General features: G+C 64.1%; 24 protein-coding genes. 13 read left to right on the forward strand and 11 right to left on the reverse strand.

All coding sequences use genetic code 11. The features are described 5' to 3' along the window. Positions 1 to 18: 18 nt before the first annotated feature. Genes C493_RS00155 through C493_RS00170 form a run of 4 tightly spaced genes read right to left on the reverse strand, consistent with a single transcriptional unit; the run spans position 19 to position 3,536 of the window. Positions 19 to 915: an MBL fold metallo-hydrolase gene (locus C493_RS00155; RefSeq protein WP_007257348.1), complete on the reverse strand. Its 897-nt coding sequence runs from the start codon at positions 913 to 915 to the stop codon at positions 19 to 21. Then, on the reverse strand, positions 912 to 1,700 hold the full coding sequence (locus C493_RS00160; RefSeq protein WP_007257349.1) for an ABC transporter ATP-binding protein: 789 nt from the start codon (positions 1,698 to 1,700) through the stop codon (positions 912 to 914). Before C493_RS00160 ends, C493_RS00155 begins: the two co-directional genes overlap by 4 nt. A 5-nt stretch (positions 1,701 to 1,705) precedes the next feature. Further along, on the reverse strand, positions 1,706 to 2,530 hold the full coding sequence (locus C493_RS00165; protein WP_083912348.1) for an ABC transporter permease: 825 nt from the start codon (positions 2,528 to 2,530) through the stop codon (positions 1,706 to 1,708). Further along, positions 2,523 to 3,536: an ABC transporter substrate-binding protein gene (locus tag C493_RS00170; RefSeq protein ID WP_152421065.1), complete on the reverse strand. Its 1,014-nt coding sequence runs from the start codon at positions 3,534 to 3,536 to the stop codon at positions 2,523 to 2,525. The genes C493_RS00165 and C493_RS00170 overlap by 8 nt, the downstream gene beginning before the upstream one ends. A gap of 311 nt (positions 3,537 to 3,847) precedes the next feature. Here C493_RS00170 and C493_RS00175 point away from each other — a divergent pair, with 311 nt between their 5' ends. Continuing rightward, a complete protein-coding gene (locus C493_RS00175) occupies positions 3,848 to 4,615 on the forward strand; it encodes an IclR family transcriptional regulator (protein ID WP_007257352.1) in 768 nt (255 codons plus the stop codon). 54 nt (positions 4,616 to 4,669) lie between these two features. Here the strand turns inward: C493_RS00175 and gatE are convergent, their stop codons facing one another. Next, a complete protein-coding gene (gene gatE / locus C493_RS00180) occupies positions 4,670 to 6,538 on the reverse strand; it encodes a Glu-tRNA(Gln) amidotransferase subunit GatE (protein WP_007257353.1) in 1,869 nt (622 codons plus the stop codon). A gap of 162 nt (positions 6,539 to 6,700) precedes the next feature. On the opposite strand from gatE, the gene C493_RS23295 reads away from it, so the two are divergent. Next, complete coding sequence (locus C493_RS23295) at positions 6,701 to 6,847, forward strand: hypothetical protein (protein ID WP_162832284.1); 147 nt, start codon at positions 6,701 to 6,703, stop codon at positions 6,845 to 6,847. A 67-nt stretch (positions 6,848 to 6,914) separates the two neighbouring features. Here the strand turns inward: C493_RS23295 and C493_RS00185 are convergent, their stop codons facing one another. Next, positions 6,915 to 8,558 carry a heme ABC transporter ATP-binding protein gene (locus tag C493_RS00185; RefSeq protein WP_007257354.1) on the reverse strand — a complete coding sequence of 548 codons (1,644 nt, stop codon included), beginning with the start codon at positions 8,556 to 8,558 and terminating at the stop codon, positions 6,915 to 6,917. Beyond that, a complete protein-coding gene (gene btuC, locus C493_RS00190) occupies positions 8,555 to 9,685 on the reverse strand; it encodes a vitamin B12 ABC transporter permease BtuC (protein WP_007257355.1) in 1,131 nt (376 codons plus the stop codon). The genes C493_RS00185 and btuC overlap by 4 nt, the downstream gene beginning before the upstream one ends. Positions 9,686 to 9,746: 61 nt before the next feature. Between btuC and C493_RS00195 the strand changes: the two genes are divergently transcribed. The 4 genes from C493_RS00195 to C493_RS00210 all read left to right on the forward strand — a co-directional run bounded on the left by C493_RS00195 (position 9,747) and on the right by C493_RS00210 (position 12,761). Continuing rightward, positions 9,747 to 10,862: a PGF-CTERM-anchored ABC transporter substrate-binding protein gene (locus C493_RS00195; protein WP_007257356.1), complete on the forward strand. Its 1,116-nt coding sequence runs from the start codon at positions 9,747 to 9,749 to the stop codon at positions 10,860 to 10,862. Positions 10,863 to 10,922: 60 nt separating this feature from the next. After that, on the forward strand, positions 10,923 to 11,201 hold the full coding sequence (gene srp19, locus C493_RS00200; RefSeq protein WP_007257357.1) for a signal recognition particle subunit SRP19: 279 nt from the start codon (positions 10,923 to 10,925) through the stop codon (positions 11,199 to 11,201). Position 11,202: 1 nt separating this feature from the next. Beyond that, a complete protein-coding gene (locus tag C493_RS00205) occupies positions 11,203 to 11,463 on the forward strand; it encodes an H/ACA ribonucleoprotein complex subunit GAR1 (RefSeq protein WP_007257358.1) in 261 nt (86 codons plus the stop codon). A gap of 122 nt (positions 11,464 to 11,585) precedes the next feature. After that, positions 11,586 to 12,761 carry a presenilin family intramembrane aspartyl protease PSH gene (locus tag C493_RS00210; RefSeq protein WP_007257359.1) on the forward strand — a complete coding sequence of 392 codons (1,176 nt, stop codon included), beginning with the start codon at positions 11,586 to 11,588 and terminating at the stop codon, positions 12,759 to 12,761. Positions 12,762 to 12,895: 134 nt separating this feature from the next. On the opposite strand, the gene C493_RS00215 is transcribed toward C493_RS00210, so the two are convergent. The 4 genes from C493_RS00215 to C493_RS00230 form a co-directional block, all read right to left on the reverse strand. Beyond that, the gene (locus C493_RS00215; protein ID WP_049889052.1) at positions 12,896 to 13,627 is read right to left on the reverse strand and encodes a DUF6517 family protein; all 732 of its coding nucleotides are present in this window, start codon (positions 13,625 to 13,627) and stop codon (positions 12,896 to 12,898) included. 175 nt (positions 13,628 to 13,802) lie between these two features. After that, positions 13,803 to 15,299 carry a cysteine--tRNA ligase gene (gene cysS / locus C493_RS00220; RefSeq protein ID WP_007257361.1) on the reverse strand — a complete coding sequence of 499 codons (1,497 nt, stop codon included), beginning with the start codon at positions 15,297 to 15,299 and terminating at the stop codon, positions 13,803 to 13,805. Between the two features lie 36 nt (positions 15,300 to 15,335). After that, positions 15,336 to 16,529, reverse strand: coding sequence for an MFS transporter (locus C493_RS00225; RefSeq protein WP_007257362.1), 1,194 nt, complete (start codon positions 16,527 to 16,529; stop codon positions 15,336 to 15,338). Positions 16,530 to 16,651: 122 nt separating this feature from the next. Further along, positions 16,652 to 17,155: a DUF7523 family protein gene (locus C493_RS00230; RefSeq protein WP_086009946.1), complete on the reverse strand. Its 504-nt coding sequence runs from the start codon at positions 17,153 to 17,155 to the stop codon at positions 16,652 to 16,654. Positions 17,156 to 17,294: 139 nt separating this feature from the next. Here C493_RS00230 and C493_RS00235 point away from each other — a divergent pair, with 139 nt between their 5' ends. The 7 genes from C493_RS00235 to C493_RS00265 all read left to right on the forward strand — a co-directional run bounded on the left by C493_RS00235 (position 17,295) and on the right by C493_RS00265 (position 25,508). Next, positions 17,295 to 17,549 (forward strand): BolA family protein, encoded by a 255-nt coding sequence (locus C493_RS00235; protein WP_007257364.1) that lies wholly within the window; start codon positions 17,295 to 17,297, stop codon positions 17,547 to 17,549. Positions 17,550 to 17,626: 77 nt separating this feature from the next. After that, positions 17,627 to 18,088, forward strand: a complete 462-nt coding sequence (locus tag C493_RS00240) for a PH domain-containing protein (protein WP_007257365.1) — start codon at positions 17,627 to 17,629, stop codon at positions 18,086 to 18,088. A gap of 16 nt (positions 18,089 to 18,104) precedes the next feature. Further along, on the forward strand, positions 18,105 to 19,919 hold the full coding sequence (locus C493_RS00245) for a PH domain-containing protein (RefSeq protein WP_007257366.1): 1,815 nt from the start codon (positions 18,105 to 18,107) through the stop codon (positions 19,917 to 19,919). A gap of 48 nt (positions 19,920 to 19,967) precedes the next feature. After that, positions 19,968 to 21,383 carry a class II fumarate hydratase gene (locus C493_RS00250; protein ID WP_007257367.1) on the forward strand — a complete coding sequence of 472 codons (1,416 nt, stop codon included), beginning with the start codon at positions 19,968 to 19,970 and terminating at the stop codon, positions 21,381 to 21,383. 354 nt (positions 21,384 to 21,737) lie between these two features. Next, a complete protein-coding gene (locus C493_RS00255; RefSeq protein ID WP_007257368.1) occupies positions 21,738 to 21,971 on the forward strand; it encodes an HVO_2901 family zinc finger protein in 234 nt (77 codons plus the stop codon). 1,045 nt (positions 21,972 to 23,016) lie between these two features. Continuing rightward, positions 23,017 to 24,111 (forward strand): rhodanese-like domain-containing protein, encoded by a 1,095-nt coding sequence (locus tag C493_RS00260; RefSeq protein ID WP_007257369.1) that lies wholly within the window; start codon positions 23,017 to 23,019, stop codon positions 24,109 to 24,111. Positions 24,112 to 24,335: 224 nt separating this feature from the next. After that, positions 24,336 to 25,508, forward strand: coding sequence for an NAD(P)/FAD-dependent oxidoreductase (locus C493_RS00265; RefSeq protein ID WP_083912349.1), 1,173 nt, complete (start codon positions 24,336 to 24,338; stop codon positions 25,506 to 25,508).

Here is a 25,508-nt window from a genome sequence, read left to right on the forward strand (position 1 = left end):
GCCCGGAATCGCGTTCAGTTACCGATTCGTCGTCGCGTCGATCGGGTCGACACCGACCTCCAGTCCGTCCTCCGCGACGATGATGTCGCCGTCGAACTGCGCCGCGACGCCGGAACGGATCGCCTCCCGGTCGCGGTACGGTAGCAGATGGGTCAACACGACGGTATCGACGGCCGCATTCGAGGCAATCTCGCCCGCCTCGGACGGATCGCAGTGCGTCTCGTGGAGTCCGGCTCGCTTCTCGTCGGGGAGCTCCGACGTGTACTCGTCCCAGACGTACGCGTCCGTGTCCTCGTCCGTCGGGGGATCGTCGGCGACCGGTGCGATACAGCAGTCTTGAACGAGCAGATCCGCGCCGTCCGCGATCTCGACGATTTCGTCGCACATGCTCGTATCGCCCGAGAGGACGACCTCTCGTCCAGTCTGCGTATCGGTAATTCGGTAGGCGTAGGCCTCGATCGAGTGATCGACTTCGCGGGCTTCGACTCGCCACCGACTCGTTTCGATCACCGACCCATCGTCGACCGGATCGGTTTCGACGTCCCAGATCCCGTTCGACGGATAGCCGACCTCTTCTCGGTACTCGATGTCTTCCTCGTAGATGTCGTACAGCGACTCGAGCAGCGTGTCAGTCCACGGATTCGGGCCGTGGATTCGGAGCGTCTCGGATCCGTTCCCGCGAGCCCAGTTCGTGATGGCGAAGTTGAAGAACTCCGCGTTGTGATCGATGTGGTGGTGGGTAAAGAACAAGCGATCGATCGAGCCGGGATTGATCCCGTTTTCGAGGAGTCGGGTCACTGTTCCCGGCCCGCAGTCGAACAACAGCCGTTCGTCGCCGATCGAGACGAGGATACTGGTCCCCGCGCGATCCGGCAGGGGAACTGGACTCCCGGTCCCGAGTAGTGTGACCTTCATATGTACTCCTGGAGGACGTCGACGCACTCTTCGGACACTTCGACGATGTCGGGGTCGTCGAGATCCCGCGGATGGGGTTTCTCGACGGCTCTGTTTTCGACGATTCGGGCGGGCCGCTGGGAGAGCACCAGCACCCGCTGGGAGAGAAACGCCGCTTCGAGAGCGTTGTGAGTGACGAAGACGATCGTCTTGCGCTCTTGCTGCCAGATGTCGACGAGGTCCTGGCGCAGTTCGCGTGCAGTAATCTCGTCGAGCGCGCCGAACGGTTCGTCCATCAGGATCACGTCGGATTCGATGGCCATCGCCCGTGCCAGCGCAACTCGCTGTTTCATGCCGCCAGAGAGCGATTGCGGGTACTCGTCGGCGAACTCAGAGAGGTTTACCAACTCGAGGTAGCGGTCGACACGCTCGTCCCACTCAGATTCGGGGATGCCCATCCCCTTGAGGCCGAACTCGATGTTGTAGCGGACCGTCCGCCAGTCGAGGAGTCTGGGCTCCTGGAAGACGAACCCGACCGTCGTCTCCCCGTCGTCGGTCCCGACGGTTACCGACCCGCTCGTCGGCTCCTCGAGGTCGGCGATGAGATTCAACAGGGTCGACTTCCCGCAGCCGCTGGGGCCGAGAATCGAGACGAAATCGCCCGGCTCGGCCTCGAACGACAGCTCTCGTAGCACCTCGAGGTGAGAGCCGTCTGCCTGTCGGTAGGATTTCGAGGCGTTCTCGACGGTGATTGCCGTTCCCTGTACCTGTCTCGAATCCGAATTCGTATCTGTTGATTTGCTCATCTGTGTCATATCGTCACTCGCTGGTTATCCGAACTTTCCTGCCAGGCCGTCGCCCGCCGCTCGAGGGGTTTGAGGATGCCGAACTCGACGGCCATCATGACCAGCGTGAAGCTGAGCGTCCAGCCCAGCACGCCGACGATCGAGTAGACCTGGAACTGCTGGTTGATCATGTAGCCGACGCCGCTGGTCAGCGCCAGCAGTTCGACCAGCACGACGATCTTCCAGCACAGCGCTAATCCGAAGCGGGCCGCCGCGAGCATGTACGGCATCAGCGTCGGGATCAGCACGTCCCGGAAGATATCGCGTCGTGAGACCTCGAAGGCGTGGGCCATGCTGATCAGGTCGTTGTCTAACGACTGCATTCCCTTCCAGAAGTTGAAGACGATCATCGGCGTCGCCAGGATGAACAGCGAGACGTACGCCGTCATGTTCGAGACGCCGAACCAGATGATCGCCAGCACGACGATTCCCAGTCCCGGAATGGTGATGCCGATCAGCACGAGAATCTCGAAGAAGTACTCCGCGCGCTTGTACAGCCCCATCACGATTCCAAGCAGGATGCTCACCGTGTACGCGGCGCCGAAACCGATCGCAACCCGCTGGATCGTATCCGCCGCGTGGACGAAAAACTCCCCGCTGGCGACGATCGAGACCGTAAAGGCGGCGACCTCCGTCACCGGCGGCAGAAAGTGGCCGATGAAAAACATCGCCATCACCTCCCAGGTGGCGAGGACGACCCCGATCGACAGCAACTGATAGAAGCGCTTCTCCTCGAGCAAACGGCGGCCGTATCGCCGGAACCCTGGTTCGGTTGCGGTTGCTTCAGACATCGATGACGTTGTAGATGTCGTCGGTCGGTTCGACCTCGAGGATTCCGAGGTCGTGGGCCTGTTCGACGAACTCGAGACCGGACTCAGCGAGATCGTCGGACCACTCCGTCGGATACGTTCCCGGGAGCCGTTCTTTCGCCAGTTCGATCTGCTCGTCGCCCTCGAGACCGATGGCGTCGGCGTAGGTGTCGATGACGTCGTCGAAGTTGTCTTCGATGTAGTTCTGCGTGTCGTACACCGCCGCTGCGAAGGCTTCAGCGTCCTCTTCGTTCGACTCGTACCACGACTGTTCCCACGCGACGTCGACCGTCGTCATCGGCAGCCCGGTCATCTCCTCCCAGGTTTCCTCGGGATCGAGCACGATTTCGAAGTCGTGTTCGACGAGCGCGTTCGTGATGAGCGGCTCGTGTAACAGGATCGCGTCGAGATCCTCGTCCTCGAGCAGTCCGATGCTGGTCGCGGGCGCGACCTCGCTCAGTTCGTAATCGTCCGGCTCCAGCCCGTACTCCTGTGCGAGGATCACGGCGACTTTGAGCCACGCATCGGCCTCCCTGCTCGCCCAACTGAGCTCCATTCCCTCGAGGTCCTGTGGCTCCTCGATGTCGGAGTCTTCCCTGGTAACGATGTACGCGTGGTAGTTCATGTACGGGCCGACGAGTTCGATCTGATTGTCCTCCCAGTTTCGTGTCGCGACGATCGAACCCATGTATGCGGCCGGAATGTCTTCGTTGAGAACGAGCTGCTGTTGGACCTGTGGCGGCGCAGCGAACGCTTCGCTTTGGATCTGAATGCCGTGGTCCTCATCGAACCCCTCATCCATGAGTGTCTCGGTCAACAGACCGGTCGTTCCACCTTCGGTCGTCCCTTTCGTGATGACGTCTTCGTCCTCACCACCGAGACAGCCTGCAAGCGACGCGGTCACACCAGCGATACCCGCTCCAGCGACGGATCGCAGCACCGATCGACGATCCAGTCGCCGCAAGTGGTTACTTTTGTCATGCCCCATGGTAACACCCAGTGTAACTCGTCATATAAAGGTTACTAATATTGATATCTTGAATTCGTAAATAAGACGCTTCAAGCCCCAAAACGCCTATATTGTGCGCCGTCCGGAACGCTCTATACTATCATTTATATTTGAGTGGCGTTCGCAAGATTCGAACGGCATAGCTGGCCCCTCAAGTCGTCCCCGCTGAACGAAATCTAGGGGTACGGTTCTCTCTGCTGGGAACTGCTCACACCGATCCCGTCGGTACTCGCATCTTCTCCGTTCGAACTATTCGAAAGCTTTTCGAGCTACGGGTGCTAGACTCACGCATGGAAAAGCGAACGCGTCCCAGTCAGCCGGTCACGACGACGCAGACGTCGTTCGAGGTATTCGAGTTGATCAAAGAGCGTGACGGGTTGACGCTCAGTGAACTCGACGCCGAACTCGATCTCGCGAAGAGTACGCTTCATCGCCACCTCGCAACGCTCGAAGATCTGGGGTATCTCGTTCGCGACGACGACACCTACCGCGTTGGGCTCTGGTTTCTCGACCTCGGGTTCTCGGCGATGCGCCAAAACGAGCTGTACCAGGTCGGCAAGGATCTCGCCGAGAATCTGGCCGAACAGACCGAACACACCGTCTGGCTGAGCGCCGAACAGAACGGGCTCGCCGTTCACATACACAAGGCGGTCGGCGGCAACCCGTTCCAGAACTTCGCGAACGTCGGCAAGCGGCGATTGCTTCACCCTTTGGCCGGTGGCAAAGCTATTCTCGCGTTCCTTCCGGAAGAACGCGTTCGATCGATCGTCGATCGCCACGGACTCCCCGCTCGAACGGAGAACACGATCACCGATGAGGCGGAGCTATTCGAAATGATCGAACGGACGCGCGAACGCGGGTACTCGGTCCAGTTCGGCGAGGCGATCGTCGGCTTAAACGGCGTCGGGGCACCGATCCGACTCGAGGGCGAGGTCGTCGGGGCGATCGCGATCGCCGGCGCGGCGAACCGAATCCCGCGGGCGAAGATTCACGACGAACTGGCAGAGCAGGTGCTTGCGATCGCAAACGAGATCGAAGTAAATCTTCGGTACTCCTGATCAGCTACTCGAGCGGAACGGCGTCTACGGTATGGATACGCGACTGAAGCGCGCTCAGGCGCGCTTTTGAATCTCCTCACGTAGCAACTGACTCACGAGGTCGCCGTCGGCCTTCCCGCGCATCGCGCCCATACACTCGCCCATGAGGCCGGAGAACGCCTGCATTCCCTCTTCTTCGACCTGAGCCTCGTTGCGTTCGACGACCTCGACGACGGCCTCGCGGACTTCCTCGTCGTCGGCGCCGCCGAGCCCGGCCGACTCGGCCGCCTCTTCGGCGGTTCGATCGGGTTCCTCGGCCAGTTCGGTCAGCAGGTCCGGCACGCCCTCGTTGGGCAGATCCCCGGTCTCGGCCATTTCGAACACGTCCTCGAGGTGCTCGCGCGTGAGGTTCTCGACGGGGACGTCGTCACGTCGGAGTTCGGTCAGCGTCGACTCGAGGGTCGACGCCGCGAGCGTGGGATCGATACCGTCGGCGACGACGTCCTCGAACAGGGGCATGTGCTGGCCGTAGGCGACCTGCTCGGCGAGTCCAGCGCCGAGGTCGTACTCGTCCTGATAGCGCTCGACCTTCTCGGTCAGCAGTTCTGGTTCGGGGACCTCGCTCGGGTCCGGTTCGACCGGCGGCACGTCCGTCTCGGGGTACATCCGCGCCGCGCCGGGCAGCGGGCGCAGGTAGCGGGTCGTCCCGTCGTCGTTCGCGCCGCGGGTCTCCTCGGGGACGCCCTCGAGGGCGGTCCCGGCGCGTTCGGCGGCGGCCTCGATGGCGGCTTCGGCGACGTCGGCGTCGGCGGCGACGATCGCCACGGCGTCCTCGGGACCGGCGCCGACGGCGTCGCGAAGCGCGTCGACTTCGGCCTCGGTCACGCCGTAGGCCGGGAGTTCGTCCGTGTGGAAGATCCCGCCGGCGCCGTGGCGCTTGGCGTGGTCGGAGAGTTCGGTGCCGAGCCGGCGGTCGGGCGCGATTTCGCGGCCGACGATGCCGTCGAAGCCGTAGAGCGGGACGGCCGTCACCGATCCGCCACTGTTGAGCGCGCCGGCGATGACGCCGCTGTCGGTTCCCTCGAAGACCTCGGTCACGTCCTGAACCTCGCCGACGGAGGCTTCGCGCTCCTCGAGTTCGTCGCGGATGGCGACGAGTTCGGCCTGTCGGCCGACCTCGTTGCGGACGATGTCGTCGATGTCGTCTAAGCTCTGGACGCCTTTGATCTCGACGCGCGCGCCCTCTTCGATGGAGACGTTGACGTCCTGGCGGATCGTCCCCAGGCCGCGTTTGACCTTCCCCGTCGAGCGCAACAGCATGCCGATTCGCTCGGCGGCCTCGAGGGCCTGCTCGGGCGAGGAGATGTCCGGCTTCGTGCCGATTTCGACCAGCGGAATGCCGAGTCGGTCGAGGCTGTACCGGACGCCGTCGGCCGTCTCCTCGACGCGCTGGGCGCTTTCCTCCTCGAGGAGGAGATCCTCGATCCCCACCGCGCCGTCGCTCGTCTCGATCTCGCCTTCGGTGGCGATCAGCGTCGAGCGCTGGAAGCCGGAAGTGTTCGAGCCGTCGACGACGATTTTGCGCATGACGTTGGCCTGATCGACCGGATGCATCGCCATCAACTGGGCGATCTCGAGGGCCGTCTCGAGGGCTTCCTCGTCGAGTTCGTGGGGCGGTTCGTCGTCTTCCTCGACCAGACAGGTCGTGTCGTAGGCGAGGTACTCGAACTCGCGTTCGACGCGACTCTCCTCTAAGGCGGCGTCGTCGATCTCGCCCAGTTCGCTTCGCGTCGGGTGGAGGTATCGCGTGAACGTTCGCGTCGCCTCCTCGGGCTCGCGAAGCTCGGTCGGACACTGACAGAACAGCTTCGTCGCCGTATCGAGTTGCTGGTGGATCTCCAGCCCGGCGACGAGTCCGAGCTCGTCGTAATCGTACTCGCTCATTGGCGCCCACTCGGAGGCGGAGCGGTAAAAAACCGTCCAGTTGCGTCCAGCGCGACGGCGGTCGGAGTCGAGTACGGGAGGGGCCTCGAATTCGGGTTCGGTTCCGTTTCGAATCGCAGACGCAAGCACAACTGGTACCTTCGGCTGTCAACGAAGCAACGTATGGTTCGAGCCTCGACGATCGTGATCGTCCTCGCGATTATTCTCGGAATCGGTCTCATACCCATTCCCGTTATCCCCGGTGTCGGCATCCTCGTCGGCATCTCGGGAATCGTTCTCGGAATCGTTCTCCGACTTCTCGGGTACTAACGGCTAGTCGCTCGAGGAGTCGGCCGAAACGCCGGCGTTCGAGCCCGGACTCGAACTCGACTCTGCGCTAGCGCAGAGTCGAGTTCGAATTTGAATCTGAACCCGAACTCGATCCTCCCACCACACTCGAGTCGGAGCCGCCGTCCGTGGCTGTCGACCGGGTCTCTTCCTCGGCAGCGCCGGCCGATGACTCGGTCTCCAGTCCGGGTCCGGGTTCGGCGCCGATCACCGTGCTCTGTCCGTCGATACCGGTCTCGAGGGCATCCGCAACCGCCTCGAGAATCGTCTCCGGCGTCGCCGTCCACACCGCACTGTCGCCGGCCGCCGCAATAGCTGCTTTACCGTCCCGATCCTCGTCCTGCGTCGCGACGACCACCGCGTCCGCAACGTCATCGACCGTCTCGAGTAGCGACTCGGTCCCCATTCCGCCGGACTCGAAAACGCCCTCGGTGACGACGGTCACGTTCGCGTCGCGAACGCGCTCCTCGAACGCGGTCAGTTCGGCCGGCGAGAGCGACTCGAACGGGGCGACCTCGAGCGGCTCGATTCCGAGCGAGCGGGCCGTCTCGGCGGTCGTCTCGGTGGCGACGACGGGGCCGACCGAAAGCGCCAGCCCGGGTTCCCGCTCGAGTCGAGCGAGGGCGCTCGTCGCCGTCGGGCCGGTGCCCAGGACGTGCACGCGGTGATCGGCAGTGGCTGCGTCGCCGTCCTCGACATCGCCACCGTGCTCAGTGGCGCTCTCAGCGGTGGCCGGTCCCTCGCCTCCGAGGCCGACGCCGACCGGCGTCGGCAGCGCCGTCACCGTCTCCGTCCCCGTAATCGGGTTCTGCGTGACCGTCGCCGTCGCGTCGAAGACGTCCGAGAGCGCGTCGCCGGAGAGGACCTCCGACGGCGGCCCGCTCCGGTAGACCGCGCCGTCGGCGAGCATCACCAGCCGATCGCAGTACCGGGCCGCCAGATCGAGGTCGTGAATCGCCGCACAGACCGTTCGCCCGTCGTCGACGAGTTCGCGGACCAACTCGAGCGTCTCGAGTTGGTGGTTGACGTCCAGACTCGCCGTCGGCTCGTCGAGGAGCATTGCCGGCGTCGCCTGCGCGATCGCGCGTGCGAGAACGACTCGCTGGCGCTGTCCGCCGCTCACTTCGTCGATCGGCCGGTCAGCCAGTTCGGCCGTCCGGGTGCGCTCGAGGGCGTCGTCGACGACTTCCTGGTCCGCGCGCGTGGGACTCGAGAATCGCGAGCGATGCGGGTGTCGTCCCATCTCGACCACGTCGCGGACCGGAAACGAAAACGACAGCGTCGTGTCCTGGGGCACGACCGAGACCAGCCGGCTCGAGGTCCGCGAGTCGACCGCGTGGACGTCGACGCCGTCGATCGTAATCCGGCCCGAATCGGGCTCGAGTGCGCCGCTGATCAGCCGCAGCAAGGTCGTCTTCCCGGCGCCGTTGGGGCCGACGAAGCCGACGAACTCGCCGGGTTCGACGGTCAGCGAGACGTCCTCGAGGACCGAGAGGTCGCCGAAGGAAAGCGAGCAGTTCTCGACGGCGATCGTCGCAGGTTCGATCGGGTCGCTGGCCTCGTCCGTGGTGCCGTCGTTCGCCACCCCGTGGGCGTCATGGGTGCCGTAGGTGTCGTGGCCGTCGGAGTTGTTTTCGTCCCGATCGCCGTCAGCGGTTCCGTCGTCGTCGTTTCGATTATCGAACACAGTCATACTGCGTGCACCTCTCGACGGGTCAGCAGGAACAGGAAGAAGGGCGCGCCGAGCGCGGCCGTGATGATGCCGACGGGAACGATCGGCGTCGCGATATCGGGGCCGAACGGGATCGGGATCGCCCCGAGTCGGGCGATCGTGTCGGTTATGACGAGAAACGAGGCGCCGGCGAGCGCGCTGGTCGGCAGCAGGATTCGGTGGTCGGGGCCGACGAGCAGCCGCATGATGTGGGGGACGACGAGGCCGACGAAGCCGATGACGCCGGCGACGGCGACGCCCGCGGCGGTGACGACGCTCGCGAGCGCGAGCAAGAGGAGTTTGGTCCGCTCGACGTCGACGCCGAGGTGGTGGGCGTCCTCCTCGCCGAGCAGGAGCACGTTCATCTCGCGGGTGTACGCGAGCAGGATGCCGACGCCAGCGATCGTCACCGGCAGCGCGAACTGGACGTCGCTCCAGGTGCTGTTGTGGAGGTGGCCCATCATCCAGACGACGGCCTCCCGAAGGTCGTCGCCGCTGTGGACGAGCATGTAGGAGATCATCGCGCCGAGGAAGGCCTGGATCGCGACGCCGGCCAGCAGGAGGGTCGCGACCGGCGTCCGCCCGCCCTCGGTGGCGATCGCGTAGACGAGAAACGCGGTTCCTAACGCGCCGATGAACGCCGACAGGTGCAGGCTGCCCAGCGGCACCAGCGCGGGAAACGCGATCGCGGCGACGGCGCCCGCGGCGGCTCCCGAGGAGACGCCGATGATCGACGGATCCGCCAGCGGATTCCGGAAGAACCCCTGCATGACCGTCCCGGCGGCCGCCAGGGAGAACCCGACGATCGCCGCCAGCACGATGCGGGGGAGTCGGATGTCTCCGACGATGGTCTGGTGCGTTCCCTGCACCTCGAAGTCGAAGACGGACGTGTACTCGACTCCCGGTAGCGGAACGTCGACGCCGATTCTCGGGAGCGTCGCCGTGCTGAACGAGAGCTCTGACGGGACGACGACGGCGTTCAGGGCGGCCATCGCGACGGTTATCGGATCGATTTTGACCGGCCCGAGCGCGGCGCTCCCGATGACGACGCCGACGAGAACGATCGCTAGCCCCGCCGACCAGCTCGCGGTGCGGACCGGACGATACATCGTCTACAACCTCGATTGGCTTAGACAAATATTTGTTGAAGTAGGGGAAGACGTAGAGACGATGCGAAAACAGCTAACCGTTCTGATCACCGTTGCGCTCGCGATATCGCTCGCCGCTCCGTTCGTCGGAGCCGCAGCCGCAGCGGGAACGGGGGTCGAAGACGGCGAGGCACAGTGTGAGTATCCGCTCGAGATAACCGACGCGACCGGCGAGGAGGTGACGATCGACGAGGAACCCGATTCGGTCGTGACGCTGTACCCCGGTGACGCACAGCTCGCGTACTCGATCGGCGCCGAAGACAACGTCGTCGGCATGCCGGTCGGCGAGTACACCGACTCGCTCGACGCTGGCGACCGCACGGATATCAGCGAAGACGACGGCACGACGCCGAACGCCGAGGAAATCGTCAATCTCGATCCCGACGTCGTCCTCGCCGCGAACGTCGCTATGTCCGACGAGGATCTCCTCGAGACGCTCGAGGACGCAGGCATCACGGTCGTGGTTCTCGACACCGCCGAATCCTTCGAGGACGTCGAGGAGAACGTCCGAACGACCGGCGAGGTAACCGGCGAATGTGACGGTGCCGAGGAGACCATCGAGTGGATGAACGAGCGACTCGACGTCTACGAGGCGGCCCTCGAGGGCGAAGACGCGCCGCTTGCGTACTACGACAGCTACGACGACGGGTCGACGTTCGGTGCGGAGACGTTCCAGCACGATATTCTGACCGCGGCGGGACTCGACAACCTGGCTGCCGAAGCCGGCGAAACCGGGTGGGTAGCGATGAACCCCGAGAGCGTCGTCGCCGAGGATCCGGAGTGGATCGTCTACCCCGACTGGAGCGACGAACCGCCGAGCGAGACCAACCTGCAGGAGACGTCCGCGTATCAGGAGGATACCGTCGTTTCCGTCGACGACAACGCGGTGAGTCAGCCCGCCCCCGATATCGTCTACGTGATCGAATCCCTCGTCGAAACCGTCCACCCCGACGTCTACGAGGAGATGGAGGGTGACCTCGAGGCGGTCGACGAAGAGTACGGCGTCGAGGACGGCGACGACGAATCGGAGGGCGACGACGCGAGTGACGATGCCGACGACACGATTCCTGGCTTCGGAATCCCCGCTGCGGTCGCCGCAGCGCTCGTCGCCGCCGCGTTCCTCACGCGCCGTCAGTAGGCGTCATCCGCCGCGCGCTTTTTGAAAAGCATTTACCCGTCGGACTGCCGAGATGAGTGTATGGTCGAGAACGTCATCTGGCCCGCCTACCTCGACGCCAATCGCACGCGTTCGGAGGGGCGGCGCGTCGCCCAGGATCTCGCGGTCGAAGAACCGACGGTCGACGAAATCGCGAAGGCCGTCCAGCAGATCGGCTACGACGCCACGATCGAGCGGGACAAAGCCTACTCCCGGGAGCACTGGGCCGACCGGGGCCGGGTCGTCGTCCGCGGCTCCGACGACTCGAAGAACGACCTCGTCCAGGCCGTCGCGGCGTACGTCGTCGCGATGCGCGAGTAACGTGCGCCGGGTTGGATCGGTCGTCCGGACCGCACAGGGACTGGCCGTGCTGCGGGCGGACGACACCGGCGGATCGAACGATAGCGACGCGGACGAGACCGTTCGGAACGAAATCGGAACCATGGTCGTCGACGACTCTCTCGAGTCGGTCGGCCGCGTCGTCGACGTCTTCGGACCGGTCGATCGGCCGTACCTCGCGGTGGCGCCCGACGACGACGTCCACCTGCCGGCGCTCGTCAGTTCGACGCTGTACGCTCGGTAAGCGCGTCCCCCGGCGCTCGAGCCGAACAGCAACGACGATTCGGAACGGCAACGGCGACCCACTACGGTTCGTCACCGGCCGAGACGAAAACGCCCATAGGACCGGGGTTCGAACCGCGGGCCATGAACCATCGGACGCGGGTCCTCGGCGCCGTCGGACTGACGGTCGCGCTCTTTCTGGCCGTGCAACTCGGCGCGCTGGCGCTGGTCGAGCCGTTTCAGGAGGCCGGCCACCAGACCGTCGAGAACCCCGACGACCCGACGAACAGCATCTTCTACTTCGGAATCATCCTCGTCGCGACGGCGTTCATGCTCGTCACGTTCAAGTACGACGTGCAGTGGCTGATCAAGGGCCTGATCATCGGCGTCAGCGTGATGCTCGCGTGGTTCGTCTTCGCCGAACTCGTGCCGCCGGTCGTCACCGCCGGTCCGATGAACGTCTTCGCCGTCCTCGGCGCCCTCGCCATCGGCGCGGCGCTGTACTGGTATCCCGAGTGGTACGTCATCGACGCCGCGGGGATCGTGATCGGCGCCGGCGCCGGCGCCCTCTTCGGGATCAGCTTCGGGCTCTTTCCCGCCATCCTGTTGCTCGCCGTCCTCGCCGTCTACGACGCCATCAGCGTCTACGGCACCGAACACATGCTCGACCTCGCCGAGGGCGTGATGGACCTCAAGATTCCGGTGATCCTCATCGTCCCGACGACGCTGTCGTACTCCTACCTCGAGGCGGGGACGGCCGACTCGCTCGAGGACCGGGACGAACGGAACGAACGAGACGGACGCGAGGAGGAAGACAGGCCTGCGGACCGAAAAGAGCGAGCGACGGCCGACGCTGGTGGGGACGAGGCCGGCATCGAAACAGACGCGGACGAGCGAAGCGAGAGCGGTGGTTCCTCGCTCGAGGAACGGCCGATCGACGACTCCCCAGAGGGAGACGATGTCGAGGGTGACACCGCCACCGCCACCGACGCCGACGCCAGTGTCGACGAGGAACCCGACGCCGACGGGCGCGACGCCTTCTTCATCGGGCTCGGCGACGCCGTCATCCCGACGATCCTCGTCGCGAGCGCCGCGTACTTCCTCGAGGCCGGAACGCTCGACGTGCCGGGAATCGCGCTGAATCTCCCGGCGCTGGGTGCCCTCCTCGGAACGACCGCGGGGCTGCTCGTCCTGATGGCGATGGTTCTCAAGGGTCGGCCACACGCCGGGTTGCCGCTGCTCAACGGCGGTGCGATCGGCGGCTACCTGCTCGGCGCGGTCGCGAGCGGATTGTCGATCACCACGGCGCTCGGATTCTGATCGCGATAGTCGGTTCGCGGCCAACCGACCCGGCGCCTGTAGCCGGCACACGTCGGCAGTACAGACGTAGCACCGTACAAATTATCCCGCGGACGACGGTCTCACTATGGTCCTCGGACGGTCCGCCGGGCGTACTACTCGTCCTCGTCGTCGCTGTTTCCGTCGTCGGCTTCGTCCTCGTCGACGATCTCGACCTCGACGTCCTCGCCGTGCTCGATCCCGGCGACCAGCGTATCGACGCGATCGGTTTCGTCATCCTCGATGGGCAGGTCGTCGACGTCGGGGTAGACGGCCATGATGACGAGGTGGTCGTCGTCGTGGTCTGGCTGGGCGACGTCGAGGCGGATGTCGACGTCGACCTCTCCCTGCAGCGTCGCCGTCCCCTCGTACGTGCTGAGCGACACCGTCGTGTTCAGCCCCTCGATGTCGTCGCTGTCGATCGCTCGTCCCCCGACGTTTCGCTCGAGGTCGAGTTCGTCGTACTGTCCCTGAACGTACTCGGCGAGTTCGGCTTCGCTCATGTCGCCGACGGGGTTGAACGTCTCGCCGGCGACGCTGACGTCCGGCGTCGAGACGAGGGCGAAAACGCCCGCGTCGGGTTCGTCGAGATCGAGCGGCAGGTCGATCGTTCGCGTGTACTCGCTGATGTAATTCGTCGCCTCGACGCTCTCGCCGGCGAACTCCCGCTCTTCGACGCGCTCGGTAGTTCCCTGGTACTCGTAGCCCGCCTCGTCGGCCGCCGCCTCGGAGACGCGGATCGGCGACGCTTCGAACGTCGTGACGTCGTCGAGAATATCACTGAGACAGCCGGCCGACGCGCCAATCGCACCGACCGCAGCAGCCGCAACGAACGATCGTCGATTCATACTACTCTGGCCGACCATTCTCGCAACGATAAATGTCGTGGTCCGAATCATATACTGTGAGCCGACCCGTTCTCGCTCGTTCCGGCTTCGACCGCGTCGATCTCGAGAATCCACAGACGACGCACCGCCGATAGCGTTTTATCGGCGACACGAGCCTCGAGTCGGTTCGAGCGCGCTACTCGCCCGACGGCAGCCGATACGTCGCGCCGTCGTCGGTGTCCTGTACCTCGACGCCGAGCGCCTGCAACTCGTCTCGAAGCTCGTCCGCGCGCTCGTAGTTGCCCGCCTCGCGCTCTCGCTCGCGAACGCCGAGGACGAGTTCGACCACGTCGCCGGCGAGGTCGGCCGAGCCGGTCGTCTCGCCGACGAACGAGAGCCCGAGCACGTCGCCGAGTTCCTCGAGCGTCTCGACGGCGTTCCGGAGCCCGCGGTAGTCGTACTCGTCGCGGCCCTCGAGGTGGGCGTTTACGGCCGTCGCGACCTGCAACAGCGCCGACTGGGCCTCGCGCGTGTTGAAGTCGTCGTTCATCGCCTCGACGAAGGCATCGCGGGCGTCGTCGACCGTCTCGCGCAGCGCTTCGTCCTCGACTTTCGTCCGCGCGTCGGGTGCGTCGAGCGCCTCGACGGCCGACTCGTGGGCGCGCTCGAGGCGATCCCATCGCTCCTCGGCCTCGGCGATGGTCTCGTCCGAGTAGAGTTGCTGGCTGTTGTACGAGCCCGCGGTGAGGAACGTCCGCATGACGTTCGTTCCCCACCGGTCGATCGCTTCGTCGACGGTGACGAAGTTGCCCAGACTCGAGGACATCTTCTCCTCGTCCATCTGAAACAGTTCGCAGTGGAGCCAGTACTTGGCGAACTGCTGACCCGTCGCCGCCTCGGACTGGGCGACCTCGTTCTCGTGGTGGGGGAAGACGAGGTCGCGACCGCCGACGTGGACGTCGAGCGTCTCGCCCAGGTGCGTCGTGCTCATCGCCGAGCACTCGATGTGCCAGCCGGGACGACCCTCGCCCCACGGGGAGTCCCAGGTCCGGGCGGTCTCGCAGGCCTCCTCCGCGGGTGCCGCGCCCTCGTGGCGGTGTTCCTCGATCGCCTCGGCGTCGACGCCGCCGGCCTTCCAGAGCGCGAAGTCGGCGGGGTTGCGCTTCTCCGAGCGCTCGTCGGGGTCGCCCTGCGATTCGATCTCGTCGAGTTCCTGATTCGAGAGCTTGCCGTACTCCTCGAACTGGGTCACGTCGAAGTAGACCGAGCCGTTGGACTCGTAGGCGTAGCCCTTCTCGACTAAGGTTTCGACGAGGTCGATGATCTCCGGGACGTGCTCGGAGACGCGCGGGTAGACCTCCGCGCGCAGGAGGTTCAGCGAGCGCATGTCGGCGAGCGTGCGCTCGATGTAGGTCTCCGCGACGTCGGCTTCGCCCTCGCCCAGGTCGTCCTCGCCGACGCGGGCGACGATCTTCTCGTTAATATCAGTAAAATTCTCGACGTGACGCACGTCGTAGCCGAGGTACTCGAGCCAGCGGTGCATGACGTCGACGTGGACCCACGACCGCGCGTGGCCCAGGTGGGGCGGGTCCGAGACCGTCAGGCCACAGTAGTAGAGGAGAACGTTCTCGGGGTCTTGTGGCTCGAACGGCTCGCGTTCGCCCGTCAACGTGTTCGTCACGTGTAGGGTCATTACCCACCCCTACCCGCGGCCGAAAGTTAAACGCTGTCAATACGGCGCTCGAGTGCGCTGGACGACTGCGAGCGCGCCGACCGACAGGAGTCCGAGAAGGGCGCCCGCGGCTAGCGTGGGAAACGCCGCGGCGTACCCCGCCCGATCGAGTGCGAGCCCGAAGACGACCGGCGAGACGACCGTCGTCGAGAAGCCGACGAGCGACTGCAGCGACAGCGCGGTCCCGACGCGCCGGTCGTCGACGACCTCCGTAACGAGTGTCGACGTGGGCGCGCTGTCGAGGGAGATGACGACGCCGTAGCCGAGCGTGATCGCGATCAGCACGGCGAGTCTGAGGTCGCCGAGCAGCCCGAAGACGGCACTCAACGAGGCGCTGGCTGCGAGGCCGGTTGCGATCGTTCGTTTCCGTCCGACTCGGTCGCTGAGCCAGCCACCCGCGGCGTTTCCGACGCCACTCATGACGATCATTGCGCCGACGACGAGCCCGGGAAGGACCGCCGAGTCGGTGGCGGCGAAAGCCGGGGCCGCCACGAGAAACGCGAGCAGCCAGTTTCGGATACCGAACAGCTCCCAGTTGTGCCAGGAGTAAATACTGACGGCGCAGAGAAACTCCCGGTTCCGAAGCAGCGAGCGGTCGAGCACGCCATCCGACGTGTCGCTTTCTTCCCGGGCAGGGTGATCGCGCGTCAGCCCGAGAATCAACGGCGCAACGAACAACGCGCCGACGCTCGTCAGTGCAATCGCCAGCCGCCAGTCGACTGCCTCGGCGGCCACCGTCGCGAAGACGAACGAGAGCCCGGAGCCGACCGAGAAGGTCCCGACGTACAGGCCGAGCGCGCGGCCGCGGACCGCCTCGGGGAACCACTCGCTGACGAACCGCATTCCGGGGACGTAGACGCCGGCGACGAACGCGCCCGAGAGAAAGCGCAGGAGCGTCCCGCTCAGGAGTCCGTCCGCGAGGGCGGCGAAGGCGAGACTCGGCGCGGCGGTTCCGGTCGCGCCGACGGCGATGACCCACCGCGGGGAGTACCGATCCGCGAGCCAGCCAGCCGGAACGATGGCCACGAGGTAGCCGGCCTGAAACGTCCCGAAGACGACGCCCGCTTCGGTCCCGGTGAGTCCCCACTCCTCGACGATCAGCGGCAACACTGCCGAGTAGTTGAACCAGACCAGCACCGAGAAAAACAACGATGTGGACGCGACGATCAGGACCTGCTGTCGTTCTCTCATGCGGGCTACGATAGCGAGACATTCTCACGCTACCGCATAAATCGCCGGACCGACGGCTTTCGATGTACGCAGTTCCGCGTTCGTCGTCCAGTTCCTCGACCTTTTCGAGGCGGAACCGACCGTTACCGATCGCCGGAAACGCGAACGCGCTCGAGCGCCGTTTCGACCGTCCGGAGCGCGTTCGCCCCCTCGCGGCGGTCGACGACGACGAGGAGCGTATCGCCGCCGACGCCGGCCGCCGTCGGGGAAATTCCCTCGAGCGCGAGCGCTCGCAACGCGTCGGCGAGTGCGGCCCCGTCGACCGCACCCGTCGCGAGGATCGCGGTCGAGTCGCCGGCGTCGGCGTCGAACGCGACCCCACCGATCGAGAACAGCGGTTCGGACTCGTCCCCGCCGTCGACCGTCCCGACGCCGCTTTGCATCCTGACGCGGACGTCTCGAGACTCGGTTTCGTGGTCGGGCAACTCCTCGGCGTACCGGCGCAGCGCCGTCGCGACCGCGTCGGTCTCGACGTCGACCTCGAGGAACCGGGCGGCGGCGGTGTAGTTGACGACGCCGGCGCGCAGCGCCGCGACGAGAAACGGCTGCGCCGCCGCGGCGCGTCGGGTCTCGGCAGCGAGTGACATACGACCGACAGCGCCCTCGACGAGCATAAACACGGCGGTCAGCGGCGACGGCACGGCCACACCCGAACCCGCTTCGTCCGCTGGCGCTCCGTCGGGGCGGACCGCCGCGTTTTTGCCTCGAGCGCCCCTCGCTCCGAGCATGAAACCCGAAGACGTCGAGCAACTCATCGAGTCGAACCTCGAGGACGCTGAGGCGACCGTCACGCACGCGCGAGATAAGCACGACGACGATCACCTCGCGGCGACGGTAATCTCGCCCGCGTTCGACGGCCTCCCGCTGGTCCAGCAACACCAGCAGGTCTACGACGCGCTCGGCGACCACATGACGACGGATATCCACGCACTCGAGCTGTCGACGTACACGCCGGAGGAATACGAGGAGTACGAGGACTGACTCGATCCGTTCTCGAGTCGGTTCCAGGCGCCGAGCGGAACCGCAGCTTTATCCTGTACTCCTGATACGATATGCGTATGGAAGCGCTTCACTCCCGTATTAGACTGCTCTGGATCGCCCAGGCGGCGATCATGGCGATCATCGTCGGCGTCGTTCTGGCCGCGGTTGACCAGTGGATCACCGACGTTCCGACGGCGATCATCGCGGGCGTCGTCGTCGTCGGGCTCGTCCTCGGCGTCGCTTACTCGATTCGCCTCTACCAGGTCTGGCAGTTCGAGATTCAGTCGGACGCGCTCTACCTGGAACGCGGCGTCATTACGTTCGTCGAGACCGCAGTTCCGTTCGTTCGCGTCCAGCACGTCGACACCCAATTTGGCCCGATCGAACGGGCTCTCGGACTCTCGAGCGTCGTTGTCTACACCGCCGGAACGCGCAACGCGGACGTCCGCATCCCCGGACTCACGCCCGACCGGGCGCGTGAGCTACAGGATACGCTGCGCGAACTGGCCGTCGAAAGCGAAGCGGACGACGCCGTCTGATCGCGACCAATAGCTCATGAACAGATTACACCCACTCAGTGCGGTCACGTACGGCCTCCAGTACGGCTTCCTCTGGCTCTCGCTGGCGATGGTCCTCACCATCGTTCTCGGCGGCATCTTCGACCCGATCGGGTCGGCCTGGTTCATCGCCACCGCGCCGCTCGGATTCGTTCTCGGGGTCGCGTACGGGGTCGCCTACTACTATCGATTCGAGTACGGGATCACCCCGGACACGTTCGACGTCTCCTCGGGCGTCTTCGCACGACGCTCGCGCGAGATTCCCTACGAACGGATTCAGAACGTCGACCTCCGGCAGGGGATCTTCCAGCGGCTGTTCGGCCTCGCGATCGTCTCGATCGAGACCGCCGGCGGCGGCACGACCGAAGCCTCGCTGAACTTCGTCAGCGAGACGGAGGCGAACCGCCTCCAGGGACAGATCCGCCAGCGAACTGCCGACGTAAAGGAGCGCCGGCGACAGCGCGATCAACGCGCCCGACACGACCAACGCGATCAACAGGCGGCCGCCGAAGAACGGCCGGACGAGGGCGACACCCCCTCGAGCGATCCGGAACCGACGGACTCCCTTGACGTACCGGGAGCGGATTCCGACGACGAGAGTGCTGCCCCACAGCCGGGCGTTCCCGACCCGTCCCCGACCGCCCCGAGCGACGAACCGGGGTCGACTGCACCCGCCCCAGACTCCGATCCGACCGCGACCGCGGACCGCCGAGAGCGCTCGCCCGAACCGATGGGGCCACGCCAGCGGCGGCTGTTCGACCTCGAGCCGCGGGAGCTCCTGCTGTATTCGTTTACCTCGTTCAGGCCAGCGGCGGTGGCCGGGGTGTTGTTCGTCTTCTTCTTCGCGACCGGACCGATCATCGATCTGCTGGTCACGATCGCCCAGCCGTTCGGCGGACCGGCGGATATCGGCGAGGGAACCTCGACGAGTTACGGCATCCTGACCGTCGTCTCGGCGATCAACGGTGTCGTCATCACGTACGTGTTGAGCGTCGCCTACACGTTCGCGACGTACTACGGCTTCCAGCTCGGGCGGGCGGGAAGCGACTTCGTCTACGAACGCGGACTGATTCAACGCTACAGCGGCTCGATCCCCGCCGAGAAGGTCCAGTCGGTGACGGTGACGGCCAACCCGCTCCAGCGGCTGATCGGGTACGCCGGTCTGTGGGTCGAGACGGCCGGCTACGGCCCGGAGAGCAACGGCGGGAGTCAGTCCGCGGTTCCGCTCGCCAACCAGGGTCGGATCCATCGATTCACCGAGAATCTGACCGGCGTCGAGACGCCGAAATTCACCAGTCCGCCGACGATGGCCCGACGGCGCTACCTCGCTCGCTACTCGATCATCGCCACCGTCGTCGTCGCCATCTTCTTCGGTCTGGCACAGCTCACCGCCTTCGAGTCCTGGTATCTCTCGATCGTCGTCTTCGCCGCGGTTCCGCCGGCCGCCCACCTGAAGTACGTCAACCTCGGCTACTACGTCGGCGAGGATCACCTCGTCATCCGACGCGGCTTCTGGACCCGGCGGACGACCGTGATCCCCTATTACCGCATCCAGACGGTCAACACTCGCCGCTCGATTTTCCAGCGTCGCCTCGGGCTGGCGTCGCTCGTCGTCGACACCGCAAGTTCACAGACGATGGTCTGGACGACGCCGACGATCTACGACGTCGACCTCGAGGACGCCCGCGACGTCCACACGACCGGCCGAAAGCGTCTCCAGTCGGCCCTTCGCGAACGCGCCCGCGATGACGACCTCGGAATCGAGGTCGACTTCACCGACCCGAACTCGAGTGGCGGCCCCGCGCCCCAGTAGCGGTCGCGTTTCGGTGCCTTTTACCTGATGCCGGGCGACGGATCGCCTATGGCAGACGATGACGAGTTCCGCATCGAGGAGGACAGTCTCGGCGAGATGCAGGTGCCCAAAGACGCCTACTGGGGCGCCCAGACCCAGCGGGCGATCCAGAACTTCCCCATCTCGGGCATTTCGTTCAGTCGCCGCTTCATTCGCGGCCTCGGCGTCGTCAAGAAGGCCGCCGCACAGGCCAACCGCGATCTCGATCTGATCGACGACGACGTCGCCGAAGCGATCATCGCGGCCGCAGACGAGGTCATCGCCGGCGAACACGACGACCAGTTCCCGGTCGACGTCTTCCAGACCGGCTCCGGCACGTCCTCGAATATGAACGTCAACGAGGTCATCGCCAACCGCGCCGCCGAGATTATGGGCGCCGAGATCGGCGACCGGGTCGTCCACCCCAACGACCACGTCAACTATGGCCAGTCTTCCAACGACGTCATCCCGACCGCGATGCACGTCGCCTCCCTCGAAGCGGTGGAAAAAGACGTCATCCCCGCCCTCGATCAACTCCGCGAAGCCTTAGAGCGCAAAGAGGAGGAGTTCGACGACGTCGTCAAGACCGGTCGCACTCACCTCCAGGACGCGACGCCCGTCACGCTCGGCCAGGAGTTCAGCGGCTACCGAACGCAGGTCGAGAAGGGTCTTTCCCGCGTCGACAAGGTTCGCGAGCACCTCGCCGAACTCGCGCTGGGCGGGACGGCGACCGGAACGGGGCTCAACACTCACGAGGAGTTCCCCGGCCGCGCCGCCGAGTACATCACGAAAGAGACCGGCGTCCAGTTCCGCGAGGCCGACAACCACTTCGAGGCCCAGGCCGCCCACGACGCCATGTCCGAAGCTCACGGCGCCCTGCGCGTCGTCGCCGGCTCGCTGAACAAGATCGCCAACGACCTGCGCCTGCTCGCGTCGGGTCCGCGAAACGGCCTCGGCGAGATCGAACAGCCCGAGAATCAGCCCGGCTCCTCGATCATGCCCGGCAAGATCAACCCCGTGGTCGCCGAGGCGGTCAACCAGGTTCACAAGCAGGTCGTCGGCAACGACGCCGCCGTTTCCGCCGGCGCCGCCGAGGGCCAGATCGACCTCAACCTCTACAAGCCCGTCCTCGCGCACAACTTCCTCGAGTCCGCCGAACTGATCTCGAACGCGAGCCAGATCTTCGCCGACCGCTTCGTCGACCCGCTCGAGGCGAACGAGGAGTACTGTGCGGACCGCGTCGAGGAGTCGATGGCGATGGCCACCTCGCTCAACGTCCACATCGGCTACGACAAGGCCAGCGAGGTCGCCAAGACCGCGGTCAAAGAGGACAAAACTGTTCGGGAGGTCGTCCTCGAAAAAGGATACCTCGACGAGGACGAAGCCGACGAGGTTCTCGATCCTCGGAAAATGACCGAACGGGGCATCCTGGGCCAGGACGACTGAGACGATCCGCTGGAGTTCGTTGCCGGTGATCGCTGCCCGTTGGAACGATCCCCGGTCACACGCTCTCCGATTCGTCTGGATCGCTGTCCGGTCACCTGACCGGGCCGTTTTGCATCCCTGTACCGCATACCTACCAGATTCGGAACACTGTTTTGAGTTCAACGTTAACGTGGCATTCTCTCGCGCGAACGTGACGGGAAACAGTGAATACGAACTCGAGTAAATCAATGAATCGATCGTTCTTTCTTTCTAGACCGTCACAACGAAATCGACACAGTGGAGCCGTATCATCGGCGTTTCAGACGTAATAAAGAAACCCAAGCAGTTTTGGCGGAGGCTCTCGTCTGACGTAATATGCACACCTGTCGCAACTGCAACCAGTCCTTCCAGACCGAGCTCGCCCTCGAACTCCACCGGGATACGTGTCAGCAAGGACAGCTCTTCTGTCAGGTATGTGGTGATCGGTTCCAGGAGGCCGACGCCACACAGGACGGCTGGCATTACGAGTGTCCGAGCGACGACTGTGATGGAGACGGACTACAGGAAGACCTGTATCGTGTCGACGACGTCCGTACGACGACACACTGATCCCGCCGTCGGTTTCTCTTTACGCGTTCCCGCGCCGACGAGTTCTCGAGTTCTTCCGAAAGGAGTTAAACCCGATAGAAGTTTACCATTCCCTATCGTGTAACTGAAGAACAGTTAGTGGCTGCCGAACTCAACTCGAGTACAGACGGCAAATATGGATATGGGAGTTATGAGCTTCCACTGAACTTACTGTCACATTATCTCTCCGCACCCCAGACAATTACAACGAAAAAGCGTTTATTATTTCTGCCCTTATCTCCTACTAAAACATTCCATTAGGCTCTGTACCATCATTTGTCTGATTGTGTTGGTAGCGGACCGTAGCATGATAAACTACATTCTATTTATTAAAATAGGCCTGCCATTCCTACCCCGACTGTCAGCAAGGGTCACCACTACCAATTACTCGAGAGGGTGTCCACTTCCGGTCGGCAGTTCGATGTGCGCGTTTTTCGGGCGGAGGCTACGAACGGGGAACGCATCACCTGTATTTTAAACATTATTTGAGTTTGTAGTAGCTGCTTGCAGCACAGAACGAGGAAATGGGCCGAAGGCCCTAAGCGGTATTCGGTACCGTTCTCACGAGGTGACCATTCGAACGGCAACGAAACCTTGGTCCGTCCGATACGTATATCCCGTAGTTCGTCCTTCGAAAGGAAGAACCGGCGACAGCCTTTTACTCGCCGACGACGGCCGGTCCGGCGCTTACCGAACTGGTTCGTCTCGCTATCACGTTCGATTCCGGGGCAAGCATTCGTCGACCAGCGATACATCCGGTCACGGTTCTGAACGAGTCTCGAGTCCCACTTGACGCTGCCCGTAACGTGACCGTTTCGGCCTCGAACGATGCCTATGCGATCGGTGCGTGGAAAGGCGAAACGATTGTGGGTTCTTTCACTACATTACATCCATACATATGTAATTCCGGCCGCAATATTTTCGGCTTGTCGTCGAACTGCGGTGAGGCCACGACGCGTCGAACTGATCGACGGCCAGTGGCGAAAGAACTGTATAGTCGACCACCCTACTCGTACATAGACCAACTATGGCGGAAAACCAGACCGACACTGCACTCGAGGACTTACCGCCGAGTTCGAAGTTCATTTACAAAACCCTCACAGACGAGGGCCCGATGACGCTCAAGGCGTTGACCGAGGAAACACTGCTCTCGTCGCGGACCGTTCGATACGGGTTGGACCAACTCTCCGAGGCCAAGCTCATCGACTCCTCGCCGGCCCTGCACGATGGTCGTCAGACGTGTTACCGACTCGCCGGCGAATCGTGCGGTAAAGGGGACACCGAGTCGTCGGTTCTGGTGTCACCGGAGTGGGTCGAAGAGCGGCTCTCGGCGTTCGAGCGAGACGACTCCGAGCTCCGACTCGTCGAAGCGGATGCCGAGTACGACGAGGGCCACATTCCTGGAGCGGTTCAGATCGACGTGCTCGCCGACCTCGTCGACGTCGACGGCTGCGGGGTCGCGGACAAGCACTGCTTTGAAAAGTACGTTGGCGAACGCGGCATTACCGAGGAGAGCACGGTCGTAATCTACAGCACCAACCGAAATCAGTACGCGGCGTATCTCTACTGGTTGTTTAAGTACTACCATCATACGGACGTGCGATTGCTCGATGGGGGCAAACGACGGTGGAAGGCGGTCGGTGGGCCGACGACGACTGCCCGTCCGACGGTCACTACCCAGGAGTACACCGCCCACTCCGCGGACGAGCGGATCCGCGCCTACCGAAGTGACATCAAGTCCGCGCTCGCGCGCGACGTCACGATCGTCGACGTCCGCTCGCCGGCCGAGTTTCGCGGCGAACAGACTCAGCCGCCGGACAAGGATCTCCCCAAAGCGCGGACGGCGGGCCACATTCCGGGGACTGCCCACATCACCTGGTCAGAAGTCATCGACGAACGCGGCCAGTTCAAAGACGAGGCGGCACTCGCTCACCTCTTTCGCGACCGAGCGATTCATCCCGACACGGAGACGATCGTCTACTGTCACGTCGGCGAACGGTCATCGATCGTCTGGTTCGTCCTCTCGGAACTCCTCGAGTACGATGCCGTCTCGAACTACGACGGTTCCTGGATCGAGTGGGGCAACCTCGTCGACGCCCCGGTCGAGACCGGCGAGGAGTAAAGTCGGGACGACGACGGAACCGCTTCGGCTCTGATACCCAGCCCGCTCGGCACTGACTGTCTACAGTCCGGGACCGTGGTGTACAACGGCAAGATCGCAAGCCCCGTCGCGTCGCTCGACGATACCCGCAGTATTTGCGCCCTCCGGTCGGCGACTCGTCACCGACCGAGATTATTATCCACAAACATACGTTTAGATAGGATCGACCCCGTATTTGGCGGTGTATGGTTCGTATAGTTGTAGTTGGGTCCGGGTCCGGTGGAGCGATGACGGCGAACATCCTCCGTCGCAAACTCGACGCCAACGCGATCGACATCACGGTCGTCGACAAGAGCACCGATCACTACTACCAACCCTCGTTCTACCTCGTGCCGTTCGGATACCTCGACCCCGATCAGTCGAGGGATGTCGACGAACTCCTCAAGCCGGGCGTCGAGTTCGTCCACGATGCTGTCACCAGTATCGACCCCGACGAGGAAACCGTCTCACTCGCGGACGGGGACGACCTCGAGTACGATTACCTCGTCGTCGCGACCGGGCATCGACTCGATCCGAGCGCGATGCCGGGACTGGTCGAAGCCTGGGAAGAACACGACGACGTCTACCCGTTCTACCACTACGAGGCCGCCCTCGAGATGCGCGAGGCCCTCGAGAGTTTCGACGGTGGGACGTTCCTCGTCACCCAGCCCGATACGCCGATCAAGTGTCCGGGTGCGCCGCTGAAGCTAACGATGCTCGCGGAGGACTACTTCCGTCGACAGGGTATCCGCGACGACGTCGAGGTCATCATGACCCGAAACGCCGAACACCACTTCGGCGTCCAGCCCTACCGCGACAAACTGTACGAGATCTGGAACGACCGTGATATCGAGTTCGTCGAGAACTTCTCCGTCGACCGGGTCGACCCCGACGCGGGCGTCGTCTACGGTGCTGACGGTGAAGAGATCGAATACGACCTCTACGCGCCGGTCACTCCACAGTTCGGCCAGAAAGCGATTACCGAGGAATCGCCGCTTGCGGACGGCTCCGAGTCCGGCGAGTACATCACCATCGACCAACACACCTGCCAGCACGACGACTACGACAACGTCTTCGCGTTGGGAGACTGTGAGAACGCCCCTCACTCGAAGACGGCCGCGGCCGCACGCAAACAGGCACACGTCGTCTCGAAGAATCTGACGTCGCTGCTAAACGATCAGCCGATGCTCGCGGAGTACGACGGCTACGCCGCCTGTCCGTTGCTCACCAAGAAGGGGAAGGCGTTGATCGCCGAGTTCGATTACGAGGGGCCAATCTCCGCGCCCGTCGAGAGCAAGATGAACTGGATCATGGACGTCAACGTCCTCCCGTCGGTCTACTGGGACGCCTGGATGAAAGGCTACGATCCACTTCCGTAA

This window comes from Natronolimnohabitans innermongolicus JCM 12255, assembly GCF_000337215.1.
GTDB lineage: Archaea > Halobacteriota > Halobacteria > Halobacteriales > Natrialbaceae > Natronolimnohabitans > Natronolimnohabitans innermongolicus.